A 13,721-nucleotide genomic window follows, 5' to 3' on the forward strand; every position below is an offset into this window, starting at 1 on the left:
CCCGCCTTTCAGCATGGGCGACCCGCACCGTGCCCGACGGCACACGGTGCGGGGCCGCGTTACTTCTTGTAGCCGGCCTGCCGGACCGCGCGGTCGGCGGCGGCCTGCCCGGCGGCCAGCGCCTGGTCGACCGTCATCTGGCCCGCGACAGCACCCGCGATCGACTGGCCCACCACCGTGCCGAACGACTGGAATTCAGGAATCCCGACGTACTGCACGCCCGTGTACGGCACCTTCTTCAGCGACGGATCGGTCGGGTCGGCCGTCTCGATCGCCTTCAGCACGAAGTCCGAGAACGGCGCGGCGGCCTTGTACTCGGGGCGCTGATAGGTCGACGCGCGCGTGCCCGGCGGGACCGACGCCCAGCCCTCGTCCTTGCCGGCCATCTCGATGTACTGCTTCGACGTCGCCCACGCGATGAACTTGCGCGCGGCATCCTGCTGCTTCGAGGTCTTCGGCACGGCCAGCGCCCACGCCCACAGCCAGTGCGAACCCTTCGGCGTGACGGCGACCGGCGCGGGCGCGAAGCCGATCTTGTCGGCGACCTGCGACTGCTGCTTGTTATAGAGCATCCCGGCCGCGACCGTCGCGTCGATCCACATCGCGCACTTGCCCGACGCGGTCAGCGTCAGGTTCTCGTTGAAGCCGTTCGAGCTCGCTCCCGGCGGGCCGTCCTTCTTCAGCAGGTTCACGTAGAACGTGATCGCCTTCTTCCATTCGGGCGACGTGAGCTGCGCGTTCCAGTTCTCGTCGAACCAGCGCCCGCCGAACGTGTTCACGACCGTCGACACGAACGCCATGTTCTCGCCCCAGCCGGCCTTGCCGCGCAGGCAGATCCCGTAGGTGCCCTTCGCCTTGTCGGTGAGCTTGTCCGCGAACTCGGCGATCTGGTCGTAGGTCGGCTGGTCGGGCATCTTCAGCCCCTTCGCCGCGAACAGGTCCTTGCGGTAGAACGTCATCGAGCTTTCGACGTAGAACGGCAGCGCATACAGCTGGCCGTTGTACGACAGGCTGTCGCGCGCGGTCTTCACGATGTCGTTGAGGTCGTAGTCGGCGGGCAGGCCCGTGATCGGCGCGAGCCAGCCGCGCTTGCCCCACTGCGGCGTCTCGTAGGTGCCGATCGCCATCACGTCGAACTGGCCGCTGCCGGTCGTGATGTCGGTCGTCGCGCGCTGGCGCAGCACGTTCTCCTCGAGGATCACCCAGTTCAGCTTGATGTCGGGGTTCGCTTTCTCGAACGCCGGCGACAGCTTCTTCAGCTCGATCATGTCGGGGTTGTTCAGCGTCGCGATCGTCAGCGTACCGGCGGACGCGGCGCAGGCGGCCGTCGCGAGCGCAGCTCCGGCGAAGCAGCGTGCGGCGGCGTCGAGCATCTTTCGTTGCATGGCATGTCTCCTGTGATTGTTCGAAGTATCGTCGGTCTTGCGTCGTTTCCTTCGCGGCCCGTCATGCCGGCCGCTGCATTCCGCACGCGCGCGCATAGTGCGCAATCACGTCGCGTATCCGGTGGCGCACCCATGCGCGCGGCTCCTTCGCGAGCCCGCCCGCGCGGCACGCCGCGTAGACATCCGGCAGCCACTGCGCGACGAGCGTCTCGGGCACCGGCTGCCGCGCGAGGTTGCCGAACAATTGCTCGACCGCGGCCGCGACGGCCGGCTGCAGCCAGTAGTAGCGAATCCGGTCGCTGTAGCTGAACTGGCGCGCGAGCCGCTGCTCGGTCTCGTCGCCGCGGTAGTACGGCGCCCAGTGCTCGGGCTGCGCGCGCATCGCGGCGTCGACGACGTCGCGCAACCGCGAGCGCTGCGCGACGTCGTCGATCAGCGCATCCTCGATGAACGTCAATGCGAACAGCGCCTCGCGCAGCGCGAACGTCAGCGCCGGGCCGACCTTCAACACCGCGAAGTGATCGCGCACGAGCGCGGCGAGCGCACCCTCGGTCTGGTAATCGGTCGAATGCGCCTCGAACACGAGACGCGGTGTATGCAGGATACTCGCGCCGAGTGACGCTGCCTTGGCGCTGTCGTAGTCGAGCACGTGGCGGTCGTCGAAGTCGACGCCCGGCTGCGCGACGATCGCGACCACGCGCGTCCACGCGTCGTCGAGCCCGGCCGCCGCGAACGCGCGGCGGTGCGCGTCGAGCGTCGCGTCGATGCTGTCGCTGCGCGTGACCGCGATCCGCGCGATCGCCGCCTCGCCGTCATGGCCGCCGACTTCGCCGCCCGGCGTCGGCACCTCGGTGCCGATCACGTAGACGGGCGCGACGCCGGCGCGCGCCGCCGCGTCTTCCGCCGCGCGGCACAGCTCGGCCGCGCGCGCGGCGATCGTGCGGTCGTCGAGCCGCGCCGGATCGTCCGCGCAGGCCATGCTCGCATCGAGGTGAATCTTTTCGAAGCCGGCCTCGACATACGCGGCGACCATCGCGCCGGCCTCGCGCATCGCGTCGGCCGCGCGGCGATGCCGCCACGGGTTCGGGCCGAGATGGTCGCCGCCGAGCACGAGCGCCGACGGCGGCAGCCCGCAGCGCTCGGCGATCGTATCGACGTCGCGGCGGAAATCGGCGGGCGTCATGCCCGTATAGCCGCCGAGATGGTTCACCTGGTTGCAGGTCGCCTCGATCAGCAGCGGTGAGCCATCCGCGCGTGCGGCTTCGCAAGCCGCCTCCAGCACGAGCCGGTGCGCGCTGCAGATCGAATAGATGCCGCGCTGCGCGTCCGCGCGATTCGCGTCGAAGATCATCCGCAGCACGGCATCGGCGTGCGCGGTGCGCGTGCGTTCGGCGATGGTCGTCAGGCCGGACATGCGATACCTCGTTCGGTCAGGAAACGGTCGATCTCGGCCGCGCTGCTGTTGCCTTCCATCGGGCCGCGCCGCGTGACCGCGATCGCGCCGGCCGCGTTCGCACGGCGCAGCGCAACGTCGATCGGCACGCCCGCGACGAGGCTCGCGACCAGCGTGCCGCCGAAACAGTCGCCGGCGCCGGTCGGGTCGATCTCGTCGACCGGAAAGGCCGGCGCGTCGACGCGGTTCGCACGGTCGAACGCAACGCTGCCTGCCGCGCCGCGCTTCAACACCACACGCTCGAGCAGCGGATGCGTCGCGAGCAGGCCCGCGATCGCGCGCTCGGCCGGCTGCGGCCCGCAAAAGAACGGCAGGTCGGCTTCGCTCGGCAGGAACAGGTGGCAGGCGGCGAGCATCTCGTCGAGCGCCGCGCGCATCGGGCGAAAGCTCAGCATTTCGGGCCGCACGTTCGGATCGAACGACACCTTCGCGCCGGCGCGCGCGGCCTCGATCACGCCGCGGTGCACCGCCGCGATCGCCGATTCGCTCGTCAGCGACGAGCCCATCACGTGGAAGTAGCGGCAGCCGTCGAACATCGACGTATCGACGTCGGACGCATCGACGCACGCGGCCGCGCTGGTGGCAAGACTGAATACGAAGCTGCGCGAGCCGTCGTCGCGATACGCGACGAACGCGGTGCCCGTCGGGCGCGCGACGCGACGGATGCGCGCAACGTCGACGCCGTCGAGTTCGAGCCGCGCGACGATCGCGTCGCCGAATGCGTCGCGGCCGACGCAGCCCGCATACGCGACGCGCGCGCCGAGCCGTGCAGCCTGATCGGCAAAGATCGCGGGCGCGCCGCTCGGGAACGGTCCGGTGAACAGGCCCGGCGTGTCGAAGCCCTGGCCGCGCTCGGCGGCGACGAATTCGGCCAGCAGTTCGCCGGCAACAACGATCGCGGCCATCAGGCGTATCCTCGTTCGACGGCGGCCGCGCCGGGCGGGCAAGCCGCCCCGTCGAGGGCCGGCCGGCAGGTTGCGCGTGCGAGCGGCGCCATGTCAGCTCATCCAGTTGCCGCCGTCGACGTTCAGCGTCTGGGCGGTGATGTAGTCGGCGTCGGCCGATGCGAGGAACAGCGCGGCGCCCGTCAGGTCGCCCGGCACGCCCATGCGGCCGAGCGGCACGGCTTCGCCGACGAGCCGTTTCTTCTCGCCGAGCGGCCGGTTCTCGTAGCGCGCAAACAGCGCATCGACCTGCTCCCACATCGGCGTGTCGACGACGCCCGGCGCGATGCCGTTCACGTTGATCCGGTGCGGCGCGAGCGCGAGCGCGGCCGACTGCGTATAGCTGATCACCGCGGCCTTGGTCGCGCAGTAGTGCGAAACGAGTGCCTCGCCGCGACGGCCGGCCTGCGACGACATGTTGACGATCTTGCCGCCGCGCCCCTGCTCGACCATCCGCTGCGCGACGGCCTGCATCAGGAAGAACAGCCCTTTCACGTTGACCGCGAACAGCCGGTCGAACACGTCCCACGATTCGTCGAGGATCGGGCGCATGTCGAACAGCGCCGCGTTGTTGAACAGGATGTCGACGCCGCCGAAGCGCTCGACCGCGGTCATGACGATCCGCTCGATATCGTCGCGGCGCGTGACGTCCGCGGTGACGGCCATCGCGCGGCCAGGGTTCGCTTCGATGAGCCGCGCGAGCGATCCGCCCGCCGGCTTCAGGTCGACGAGCACGCAGCGCGCGCCCTCGTCCAGATAGCGTTGCGCGACCGCCTCGCCGATGCCGCTTGCGGCGCCCGTCAGGATCGCGACCTTGTGTTCCAGTCTCACTGGTTGTCTCCGGTTCGTTCTGCTGTGCGACGGCCGCGAAGTGAGCGAACGCCCGCTGACCGATCAATTGCTCTGTTAGTGATCGAATGATCGGATACGCGATTCGCGCTGTCAAGGCGACGTGGCGGCTTTCTATGATGCGCTGCGGCACAACGGCACAGGGCGACGGCCGGCCGCGCACGCCCGGCAAGGCGCGGCGCGCGCGGTGCGGCGCAGCCGGGAAAGCGATGAAGGGGACGGAGCGAGGACGGCAAAGGGAATTCGCGCTGCACGGCGCGACGATACGTTATATCATCGCGGTACTCCGTTTTATTGCCTGCTTCACGCCATGGCTACCTCATCGTCCATTGACGCCCGGCTGTCCCGGGCCGACGCATTCGCCGCCGAGCACGGGCTCGCGTGGACGCCGCTGCGCCGCCAGGTCTACGAACGCGTGCTGGCCGCGCAGCGCCCGATCGGCGCGTACGACCTGCTCGCCGAGCTCGAGCCGCAGCGCGGCCGCGTGCCACCCACGACCGTCTATCGCGCGCTGGATTTCCTCGTCGAGCACGGTTTCATCCACCGGATCGAATCGAAGAACGCGTTTTTCGCGTGCTGCGAGATCGGCGTGCCGCACGAAGGCCAGTTCCTGATCTGCGATTCGTGCGGCGACACCGTCGAGATTCCCGGCGGCGACCTCGCGAAGCAGTTGTCCGCGAGCGAGCCCGCGCACGGGTTCGAAGTCCACCACCAGGTCGTCGAATTGAGCGGCCTGTGCGGCCACTGCAAGCGCAAGCCCGCGCAACGCTGACGCCGAATCGCGCGGCGCATGCGCCGCCCCTTCCAACGAGGAGTTCCATGTCCATTGCCTTGAAGCGCGCTCCGCGGCGTGCCCTGTCGCCTGTCCGCTGGCTCGCCGCCGCTGCCGCCGCGCTGTCGTTCGCGGCGCCGGCATTCGCGCAGGCCGCGACCGTCAACGTCGTCGCCGCCGAGAATTTCTACGGCGATGTCGTGTCGCAGATCGGCGGCCACCACGTCGCGGTAACGAGCATCCTGAGCAATCCTGACCAGGACCCGCACCTGTTCGAAGCGAGCCCGAAAACGGCCCGCGCGCTCCAGCGCGCGCAAGTCGTGATCTACAACGGCGCCGACTACGATCCGTGGATGGGCAAGCTGCTCGGCGCGTCGAAGCAGGCGAAGCGCGCGACGATCGTCGTCGCCGATCTCGTCGGCAAGAAGGCCGGCGACAATCCGCACCTGTGGTACGACCCGGCGACGATGCCGGCCGCCGCCCGTGCGATCGCCACCGAGCTCGGCCGTGCCGACCCGGCGAACAAGGCCGAATACGATGCGAACCTGCAGAAGTTCGTCGCGTCGCTGAAGCCCGTCGACGACAAGGTCGCCGCGCTGCGCGCGCAGTACAAGGGCGTGCCGGTGACGGCCACCGAGCCCGTATTCGGTTATATGTCCGACGCGATCGGCCTCGACATGCGCAACCAGCGCTTCCAGCTCGCGACGATGAACAACACCGAAGCGAGCGCGCAGGACGTCGCCGCGTTCGAGAACGACCTGCGCAAGAAGCAGGTGCGCGTACTGATCTACAACAGCCAGGCCGAAGAACCGATGACCAAGCGGATGCTGAAGATCGCACGCGACGGCGGCGTGCCGACCGTCAGCGTCACCGAGACGCAGCCGGCCGGCAAGACCTTCCAGCAATGGATGGCCGGCCAGCTCGATGCACTCGCCAGCGCGCTTTCGGCCGGCAAGAAATAACACGACCGCAACACGATGACCGCCACTCCTCACGCACTCGCAGTCGATCGCGTCACGCTCGAACTGGGCGGACGCACGATCCTCCGCGACGTCAGCTTCTCGATCGAACCCGGTGAATTCGTCGGCGTGCTCGGGCCGAACGGCGCGGGCAAGACGACGCTGATGCGCGCGGTGCTCGGCCTCGTGCCCATCTCCAGCGGCACGCTGTCCGTCGGCGGCGTGCCGGTCGTGCGCGGCAACGCGTCGATCGGCTACATGCCGCAGATCCGGAGCGGCCTCGCGAACCGCCGGATGCGCGGCTACGACTTCGTCGCGATGGCCGCCGACGGCCACCGCTGGGGGTTGCCGCACACGAACGCGGCGGCGCGGCGCGAGGTCGACCGCGTGCTCGACCTCGTCGGCGCCCCGACGCTCGCGCGCCGGCCGCTATCGGAACTGTCGGGCGGCGAGCGGCAGCGCCTGCTGCTTGCGCAATGCCTGCTCGGCAGCCCGAAGCTGCTGCTGCTCGACGAACCGCTGATCAGCCTCGATCCGAACCACCAGCGCGGTGTCGTCGAACTCGTGCGCAACGTGCAGCGCGAGCTCGGCATCACCGTGCTGTTCTCCGCGCACGAACTGAATCCGCTGCTGAACGCGCTCGACCGCGTGCTGTATCTCGGCAACGGCGTCGCGGCGCTCGGCACCGTCGACGAGGTGATCACGAAGCCGGTGCTGTCGCGACTCTACGGGTCGCCGATCGACGTGATGCGCGTGAACGGCAAGATCTTCGTGATGTCGGGCGACGTCGAGATCGAGAAGCACGACCACGAACACGAAGACGACGACGGCCACTCGCACGGCGGCGGCGGCCATCACCACCACGGACACGCCCATCCCGGGCATTCGCACGATGTTTGAATACGACTTCATGATCAACGCCTTCGCGGCGTCGGGCATCGTCGCGGTGCTCGCGGGCATCGTCGGCTACTTCCTGGTGCTGCGCGGGCAGACCTTCGCCGGCCACGCGCTGTCGCACGTCGGCTTCACCGGCGCGACGGGCGCGGTGCTGCTCGGCATCTCGCCGATCTGGGGGATGGTCGGCTTCACGCTCGCGGCCGGGATCGGGATGGGCGCGCTCGGTGAGAAGCTCGCGGGCCGCGACGTCGCGATCGGCGTGATCCTGTCGGGCGCGCTCGGCTTCGGCCTGCTGTTCCTGCATTTCTATACGTCGTTCGCGACGCAGGTCACCGCGCTGCTGTTCGGCAACGTGCTCGCGGTCAGCCACGACACGCTCGCGGTGCTCGCGGGCATCGGCGCGGTGAGCCTCATCGCGCTCGCGCTGATCGCACGGCCGCTGCTGTTCGCGTCGCTGCAGCCCGAACTGGCCGAAGCCAAGGGCGTGTCGCTGCGCACGGTGTCGATGCTGTTCCTCGCGGTGTGCGCGCTCGCGGTGGCCGCCGCGACGCAGATCGTCGGCGTGCTGCTCGTGTTCACGCTGCTGGTCGGGCCGGCCGCGGCCGCGCAGAACGTGTCGACGCGGCTGTCGACGGGCGTGCTGCTCGCCGCGCTGTTCGCGCTGTTCGAAGCGTGGGCCGGTATCGTGCTCGCGTATCACACCGACTGGCCGACGAGCTTCTGGATCACCGCGCTGTCCGCGCTCGTGTACGGCGCGAGCCTGTTGCGACGCAACTGATTCCCGCTGCGAATGAAAACGCCGGCGTGCCCGAGGGCAGCGCCGGCGTTTTTTTATGCACCGCGACGATCGCGTACAGCGATGCCGATGTGTGTGCGTTACCTGCTTCCCGTCCCGCTCACCGGGCGAGCACGCGCGCGTGATGCGCGATGTGATCGGCGATGAACGTCGAGATGAAGTAGTACCCGTGGTCGTAGCCCGGATGGCGGCGCAGCGTCAGCGGCTGACCGGCCTTCGCACAGGCGGCCTCGAACACGTCGGGGTTCAGCTGGTTCGCGAGGAACTGGTCGGCAAGGCCCTGATCGACCAGGATGCCGTCCGCGAACTTCGGCGCATCGGCGCGCGCGACGAGTTCGCTCGCGTCGTGCTGCTTCCACGCGTCGCGATCGTCGCCGAGGTAACCCGAGAAGGCCTTCTCGCCCCACGGGCAGCGCGTCGGCGCGGCGATCGGCGCGAATGCCGACACCGACCGGTACAGGCCCGGATGGCGCAACGCGAGCGTCAGCGCGCCGTGCCCGCCCATCGAGTGGCCGAAGATCCCGAGCCGCGCGCCGTCGATCGGCAGCTCGGCCGCGACGAGCTCGCGCAGCTCGCCCGTCACGTACGACTCCATCCGGTAATGCGCGGACCACGGCGCTTCGGTCGCGTCGACATAGAAACCCGCGCCGACGCCGAAATCCCACGCGTCGGTCTCGCCCGGCACGCCCGCGCCGCGCGGGCTCGTGTCGGGCATCACGAGCGCGATGCCGTGCTGCGCCGCGTACTGCTGCGCGCCCGCCTTGATCGCGAACGTCTCGTCGGTACACGTGAGCCCCGCGAGATAGAACAGCGCCGGCACGCGACCCTGCGCGGCCTGCGGCGGCAGGTACACCGAGAACTTCATCGGCAGGCCGATCGCCGCCGAATCGTGACGGTAGAAGCGCTGCTCGCCGCCGTGGCATGCATGCGAGGAAACGAGTTCGAGCATGGCGATGCGCTCCCGATCAGTACAGCACGACCGAGCGGATCGACTCGCCCTGCTTCATCAGGTCGAAGCCTTCGTTGATCCGCTCGAGCGGCAGCGTGTGCGTGATCAGGTCGTCGATGTTGATCTTGCCTTCCATGTACCAGTCGACGATCTTCGGCACGTCGGTACGGCCGCGCGCGCCGCCGAACGCGGAGCCCTTCCATTCGCGGCCCGTCACCAGCTGGAACGGACGCGTGCTGATTTCCTCGCCGGCTGCCGCCACGCCGATGATGAACGACTGGCCCCAGCCCTTGTGCGTGCACTCGAGCGCCTGGCGCATCAGCTTCACGTTGCCCACGCATTCGAACGAGTAGTCCGCGCCGCCGTCGGTCAGTTGCACGATGTGGTCGACGACGTTCTCGACTTCGTTCGGGTTGATGAAGTGCGTCATCCCGAACTTCTTCGCGAGCTCGACGCGCTTCGGGTTGATGTCGACGCCGATGATCTTGTCCGCGCCGACCATCTTCGCGCCCTGGATCACGTTCAGGCCGATGCCGCCCAAACCGAACACGACGACGTTCGCGCCCGCCTCGACCTTCGCCGAGTAGACGACCGCGCCGACGCCCGTCGTCACGCCGCAGCCGATGTAGCAGATCTTGTCGAACGGCGCGTCCTCGCGCACCTTCGCAACCGCGATCTCCGGCACCACGATGTAGTTCGAGAACGTCGACGTGCCCATGTAGTGGAACAGCGGCTTGCCGTCGAGCGAGAAGCGCGACGTCGCGTCGGGCATCAGGCCCTTGCCTTGCGTCGCGCGGATCTTCTGGCACAGGTTGGTCTTGCGCGACAGGCAGAACTTGCACTCGCGGCATTCCGGCGTGTACAGCGGAATCACGTGGTCGCCCTTCCTCACGGTGCCGACGCCGGGGCCGACGTCGACCACCACGCCCGCGCCTTCGTGGCCGAGGATCGCCGGGAAGATGCCTTCCGGATCGGCACCCGACAGCGTGTAGTAGTCGGTGTGGCAGATGCCGGTTGCCTTCACTTCGATCAGCACTTCGCCTGCGCGCGGCCCTTCGAGATCGACTTCCTCGATCGTCAGCGGCGCGCCCGCCTTCCATGCAATCGCGGCTTTCGTCTTCATCGTGTCACTCCTGTCTGTCTGTTAAGTCGAACCGGGTTGGCGCTTCGGCACGGGTGTCGACCGGAGCCGGTGCTGCGGCACGCTCCGGTCCCGTGCTTTGCGCCGGGCCCATGCAAAGCTGTGAAAGCCGTGCCGCGCGGCATCGCGCGCGCCACGGCGCAAGAATCTGGTGCTCGCCATGATGGCCGGTCCCGACACGCACCGCGTGCGGGAAACGGTCGCCGGCTTGCCACGATGCGTCATCGCTGACGCAAAAGAACAAGTGTTCGAGTTTAAACGCCCGTCGTGAACCATGCATCCGTACGCACGTACAGATCGATGAAGCGCGCGTAACGCGCGGCCAGCAGACGATCGTCGCGCGGCGCGGCGACCGGCGACGCGCTCGGTGCCAGCGCGTGCAACGCCGCTTCCCGCCAGTGACCGATCGCGACACCCGCGAGCAGCGCGGCGCCGCGCGTCGCGGCGTTCGGGCAATCGATCGCATGAAGCGACGCGCCGAGCGCATCGGCGAGCAACTGGCGCCAGCGCGGATCGACCGAGCCGCCGCCCGCGAGACGCAGCGTCGTCACCGGGTCGCCGCGATCGGCGTCGCGGATCGCATCGAGCCCCGCACGCAACGCGAACGCGACGCCTTCGAACGCGGCGCGCATCATCGCACCGCGCGTATCGCCGAGCCCGAGGCCGAGCCAGCCACCGCGCGCATCGGGGTTCATCCACGGCGAACGCTCGCCCGTCAGGTACGGCAGGAAGCACAACCGTTCGGACGCCGGTTGCGCGAACGCATCGTCATACGCGTGCGCCCAGTCCGGATAGCCGAGCCAGCCGCGCACGGTTTCGAGCGCGAGCCCGACGTTCTGCATCGCGGCCATCGTGTAATAACCGCCGCCCGACGCCGTGCGATAGCGATGCAGCCCGCGCCGCGCGGGCGGCAGCGTATCCGCGAGCACGACGATCTGGCCGCCGCTGCCCGTCGTCAGCAGCGCGTCGCCGGCCGCGACAAGTCCGCTGCCGAGCGCCGCGCATGCCGTGTCGGCCGCGCCCGTCGCAAGCGGTACACCGGCCGGCAGGCCGAGCGCCGCGGCCGCGCGCGCACCGAGCACGCCGGTCCGTGCGCTCGACGCACGAACCGGCGCGAACCGGTCGGCCGGCAAGCCGAGCGTGTCGATCAACGCCGTATCCCATGCACCGTCGGGCGTCGCGAGCGCGGTCGCGCATGCGTCGCTCGGATCGGCCGCGACGTCGCCGCCTAGTGCGACGCGCAGCCAGTCCTTCGGCTGTACGGCCCAGCGCGCGGCGCGCAGCGCAGCGGGTTCGTGCGCGGCCAGCCAGCGCAACAGCGGGCCTGCCATGCCCGGTGCGACGGGATTCGGAGCATCGCGCCAGTCGGCCGCATCCGCTTCGCGCACCGCGCGCGTGTCGGGCCACAGCATCGCAGGCCGCACCGGCTGCCCGTCCGCGTCGACCAGCACGACGCCATGCATCTGGCCCGAGAAACCGATCGCCGCGACCTGCGCGCGCTCGCCTGCCGGCAACCGCGCGGCCGCGCGCACCAGCGCCTGCCACCACGCGTCGGGCGCGATCTCGGCCCAGCCGGGCTGCGGCGACGACAACGCATAAGGTTCGCTCGCGACCGCGCGCTCGATGCCGTCGGCATCGAGCGTGACGAGTTTGACGGAGCCGGTGCCGAGGTCGATTCCGAGCAGGCGCATGACGTGAAGATGAATTCGAATGAACGGATGTCGATGATAACGGGATCGCGATACACGACCCGATTTTTGCCGCCGCGATGACGCACCGAAAGCGCTGTCGGCAGCGGGGTGTCACCGGGCTGCACCTTGTGTGCAAAAGCGGCCGTTCGCGGGTTAACCCGGCACGATTTTTCGACACCCCTTTTTGCCACTATGCGAGCCGCGCGATACACACCATAAAGCGACCTATATTTGACACGGGGGCCCGCGCTATTTTGAAGGGCTATAAATCCGGGGAACCTCACTCCTACGGCAGTTTCCCGATGATCGACCCCCTGTTCCATGCCGAAATGGCATATCGAACCAGCAAAGAACGGAATAGTACCCAGTGCTCTTGTTGCGGGGATTCATTCCGCATAACTTCGTATCACCCCGAAAACAAGATCATGGAGTGAGACAGATGCAATCGAACACGGTCCATCCGTGCGATGAAGTGCTGCCGACCGGCAAGCTGGTAACGCTTGGCCTGCAACACGTCCTCGTCATGTACGCCGGCGCTGTCGCCGTACCGCTTATCGTTGGCGGCGCGCTCAAGCTGCCGAAAGACCAGATCGCGTTCCTGATCAGCGCCGATCTGTTTTCGTGCGGCATCGCGACGCTGATCCAGACGCTGGGCCTGTGGATCTTCGGGATCCGCCTGCCCGTCATCATGGGCTGCACGTTCGCGGCAGTCGGCCCGATGATCGCGATCGGCACGAACCCCGGCCTCGGTATTCTCGACATCTTCGGTTCGACCATCGCGGCCGGCATCATCGGCATCGTGCTGGCGCCGATGATCGGCAAGCTGTTGCGGTTCTTCCCACCGGTGGTGGTCGGCACCGTGATTGCGGTGATCGGTCTGTCGCTGATGGAAGTCGGCATCAACTGGGCAGCCGGCGGCGTCGGCAACCCCGAATACGGCAGCCCCGTCTATCTCGGCCTGTCGCTGCTCGTGCTCACGCTGATCCTGCTGATCAACAAGTTCGGCCGCGGCTTCATCGCGAACATCTCGGTGCTGCTGGGCATCGTCGCCGGCTTCGTGATCGCGTTCGTGATCGGCCGCGTGAACACGGAAGGCGTGTCGCTCGCGCCGTGGGTCGGCTTCGTGATGCCGTTCCACTTCGGCTGGCCGCACTTCGACCCGCTGTCGATCGCGACGATGGTCACGGTGATGTTCGTCACGTTCATCGAATCGACCGGCATGTTCCTCGCGGTCGGCGACATGGTCGATCGTCCGGTCAACCAGCAGCAGCTCGTGCGCGGCCTGCGCGTCGATGGCCTCGGCACGCTGATCGGCGGCATCTTCAACTCGTTCCCGCACACGTCGTTCTCGCAGAACGTCGGCCTGATCGGCGTGACGGGCGTGAAGAGCCGTTACGTGTGTGCGACGGGCGGCGTGATCCTCGTGCTGCTCGGCCTGTTCCCGAAGATGGCGCAGGTCGTCGCGTCGGTGCCGCCGTTCGTGCTCGGCGGCGCAGGCATCGTGATGTTCGGGATGGTGGCGGCGAACGGCATCAAGGTGCTGTCGAAGGTCGACTTCGTGAACAACTCCCATAACCTGTTCATCGTCGCCGTGAGCGTCGGCATGGGCCTCGTGCCGGTCGTGTCGCCGCACTTCTTCTCGAAGCTGCCGCCGGCGCTCGCACCGATCCTGCACAGCGGCATCCTGCTGGCATCGGTAACGTCCGTGATCCTGAACATCGTGTTCAACGGCGTGAAGGGCGAGAAGGACGCGCGTTGCGACATCCGCCGTGCTGGACACGACTTCGACGGTCGCCCGGCCGACGTGCATCACTGATCGCTCCGCGCCGGAAAACGGCGCAACGCAGTAACGAAAAACGCCACGGCATGCCGTGGCGTTTTGCTT

General features: G+C 68.3%; 12 protein-coding genes. 5 read left to right on the plus strand and 7 right to left on the minus strand.

All coding sequences use genetic code 11. The annotated features are described in order from the left end of the window. Positions 1-59: 59 nt before the first annotated feature. The 4 genes from ACTRWB_RS26330 to ACTRWB_RS26345 all read right to left on the minus strand — a co-directional run bounded on the left by ACTRWB_RS26330 (position 60) and on the right by ACTRWB_RS26345 (position 4,613). Positions 60-1,385 carry an ABC transporter substrate-binding protein gene (locus ACTRWB_RS26330; RefSeq protein ID WP_048245225.1) on the minus strand — a complete coding sequence of 442 codons (1,326 nt, stop codon included), beginning with the start codon at positions 1,383-1,385 and terminating at the stop codon, positions 60-62. Positions 1,386-1,446: 61 nt separating this feature from the next. Beyond that, complete coding sequence (locus ACTRWB_RS26335) at positions 1,447-2,799, minus strand: D-tagatose-bisphosphate aldolase, class II, non-catalytic subunit (protein WP_446903571.1); 1,353 nt, start codon at positions 2,797-2,799, stop codon at positions 1,447-1,449. Next, positions 2,787-3,743: a sugar kinase gene (locus ACTRWB_RS26340; RefSeq protein ID WP_419685195.1), complete on the minus strand. Its 957-nt coding sequence runs from the start codon at positions 3,741-3,743 to the stop codon at positions 2,787-2,789. Before ACTRWB_RS26340 ends, ACTRWB_RS26335 begins: the two co-directional genes overlap by 13 nt. A 93-nt stretch (positions 3,744-3,836) precedes the next feature. Beyond that, a complete protein-coding gene (locus ACTRWB_RS26345) occupies positions 3,837-4,613 on the minus strand; it encodes an L-iditol 2-dehydrogenase (RefSeq protein ID WP_343494803.1) in 777 nt (258 codons plus the stop codon). Between the two features lie 328 nt (positions 4,614-4,941). On the opposite strand from ACTRWB_RS26345, the gene ACTRWB_RS26350 reads away from it, so the two are divergent. The 4 genes from ACTRWB_RS26350 to ACTRWB_RS26365 are packed head-to-tail and all read left to right on the plus strand — an operon-like array spanning position 4,942 to position 8,037. Further along, on the plus strand, positions 4,942-5,403 hold the full coding sequence (locus tag ACTRWB_RS26350) for a Fur family transcriptional regulator (protein WP_011546084.1): 462 nt from the start codon (positions 4,942-4,944) through the stop codon (positions 5,401-5,403). A 47-nt stretch (positions 5,404-5,450) separates the two neighbouring features. Next, positions 5,451-6,365: a metal ABC transporter solute-binding protein gene (locus tag ACTRWB_RS26355; RefSeq protein WP_412023116.1), complete on the plus strand. Its 915-nt coding sequence runs from the start codon at positions 5,451-5,453 to the stop codon at positions 6,363-6,365. A 15-nt stretch (positions 6,366-6,380) separates the two neighbouring features. Beyond that, positions 6,381-7,262 (plus strand): ABC transporter ATP-binding protein, encoded by an 882-nt coding sequence (locus ACTRWB_RS26360; protein ID WP_419685201.1) that lies wholly within the window; start codon positions 6,381-6,383, stop codon positions 7,260-7,262. After that, positions 7,255-8,037, plus strand: a complete 783-nt coding sequence (locus ACTRWB_RS26365; protein ID WP_048245231.1) for a metal ABC transporter permease — start codon at positions 7,255-7,257, stop codon at positions 8,035-8,037. The genes ACTRWB_RS26360 and ACTRWB_RS26365 overlap by 8 nt, the downstream gene beginning before the upstream one ends. 118 nt (positions 8,038-8,155) lie before the next feature. Here ACTRWB_RS26365 and fghA read toward each other — a convergent pair whose 3' ends face one another. From fghA to ACTRWB_RS26380, 3 genes are all read right to left on the minus strand, one after another. After that, on the minus strand, positions 8,156-9,004 hold the full coding sequence (gene fghA, locus ACTRWB_RS26370) for an S-formylglutathione hydrolase (protein ID WP_446903572.1): 849 nt from the start codon (positions 9,002-9,004) through the stop codon (positions 8,156-8,158). Positions 9,005-9,020: 16 nt separating this feature from the next. After that, positions 9,021-10,127 (minus strand): S-(hydroxymethyl)glutathione dehydrogenase/class III alcohol dehydrogenase, encoded by a 1,107-nt coding sequence (locus tag ACTRWB_RS26375; RefSeq protein WP_034178897.1) that lies wholly within the window; start codon positions 10,125-10,127, stop codon positions 9,021-9,023. Positions 10,128-10,399: 272 nt separating this feature from the next. Continuing rightward, positions 10,400-11,836, minus strand: a complete 1,437-nt coding sequence (locus tag ACTRWB_RS26380; RefSeq protein ID WP_446903573.1) for a xylulokinase — start codon at positions 11,834-11,836, stop codon at positions 10,400-10,402. Between the two features lie 439 nt (positions 11,837-12,275). Here ACTRWB_RS26380 and ACTRWB_RS26385 point away from each other — a divergent pair, with 439 nt between their 5' ends. Then, complete coding sequence (locus ACTRWB_RS26385; protein WP_193098950.1) at positions 12,276-13,652, plus strand: nucleobase:cation symporter-2 family protein; 1,377 nt, start codon at positions 12,276-12,278, stop codon at positions 13,650-13,652. Positions 13,653-13,721 lie beyond the last annotated feature (69 nt).

The sequence above is a fragment of the Burkholderia sp. YIM B11467 genome, from assembly GCF_052952715.1.